We start from the raw sequence: 1,725 nt of genomic DNA, 5'->3' as shown, positions 1-1,725 counted from the left end.
ATTAGAAGAATGTGATGATGATACCGATGGATTAGCTGCATTTGATTTAACACAAGCAAATGACGAGCTATTAAACCTATTAGACTCAGATACAAGTAATGATATAGACCCATCAGAGGTAACCATTACTTACTATCAGTCAGAAGCAGATGCAGAAGCACCGTCAAATGCAATAGGCACACCATCAAACTATACCAATGTTACACCGGATATGGAAACAATATGGGTACGAGTAGAATATAATGCTACAGGATGCTATACAGTGACCGATTTAAACTTAATAGTTAATCCATTACCAGTATTAGTACAACCAGATCCATTAAATCTATGTGATTACAATAATCCAGGAGATGAGCAAGAAGTATTTACGTTAGAAGATGCTAATGCACAAATCCTAAATGGGCAAACGGGTATTACGTTAACATACTATGATACACAAGCAGGAGCAAATACAGCAGATGCAGCCGCACAGATTTTTAGTCCATATACAAACGGACCAAACCCACAGACCGTATATGTAAGAGCAGAAGATGATGTTACCGGATGTGTAAGTACAATTACTTTAGATTTAAGAGTAAACCCATTACCATCACCAGCAACACCATCACCATTAGTAGCTTGTGATGATGATAATGATGGTTTTTATACCGAATTTGATTTAGACAGTCAAACAACCACCATTATTAACGGAGAGCCAGACATTAGTATTAGTTATTATGAAACCTTAACCAATGCACAAAACGCAACAGATCCAATACCAAGCACATTGCCTTACGAGAATATAGATCCAGACGTTCAAACTATTTATGTAAGAGCAGAGAATGATATAACAGGATGTTATACAATAGTAACAATGGATTTAATAGTAGAGGAGTCACCAGTTATCCCAACAGATTTAGAAGATTATGTTATATGTGATGATGACGATGATGGGTTTAATCAATTTGATTTTAACACAGTAATGACGCCACAAATATTAGGGACGCAAAACCCAGCAGATTATGTGTTAACCTATCATGTGACACAAGCCCAAGCAGAAACTGGAACAAATCCAATAGTAAACACAGGTAACTATACCAATCAGAGTAATCCACAAACTATTTATATACGATTAGAAAGTAATATAAATGGATGTGTAAGTTTAGGAGAATTTGAAATTAGAGTAGAGTTTCCACCAGTCATAGTACAGCCAACCGCATTATCAATATGTGATGAGTTAGATGCTAATTACTATGAGAACAATGATCAGTATGCTGTATTTGATTTAACAGTAAAGAATGATGAAATTACAGGCGGTGTAGGAAGTTGGACAGTGACGTATTACGAAACACTAGCAGATGCACAAGCAGACACTAACGCAATACCAGATCCAACGATGTATCAAAATACAGATCCAGGCGCACAAACAGTACATGTAAGAGTAACGGATAATGATACAGGATGCTTCTCATTAACAACATTAACTATACGCGTATTACCAAACCCAACACCAACACCAGATCCAACAGATTTAGAGTTGTGTGATGATGTAAACATAGTAGGACCAAATGATATGATAGAAGCATTTGATTTAACGACATACGAAGTTGCTATCATAAATGGAGAAGCAGGTGTAACAGCAAGTTACTACACAAGTTTAGACGATGCATTAACAGGAAGTAATGCAATAGCAGACGCAACAATGCACACAAACGAAGATCCAGATAATCCAGGAACAGCTATCAA

At 36.5% G+C, this 1,725-nt stretch carries 1 pseudogene; it reads left to right on the top strand.

The features are described from left to right. Positions 1–1,725 (top strand): annotated as a pseudogene (locus WA340_RS03840) (hypothetical protein); the annotation flags it as partial.

It is taken from the genome of Mesoflavibacter sp. CH_XMU1422-2, from assembly GCF_037029245.1.
In the GTDB taxonomy this organism is placed as follows: Bacteria; Bacteroidota; Bacteroidia; order Flavobacteriales; family Flavobacteriaceae; genus Mesoflavibacter; species Mesoflavibacter zeaxanthinifaciens.
This window is presented reverse-complemented; position numbering and strand designations above follow the sequence as displayed.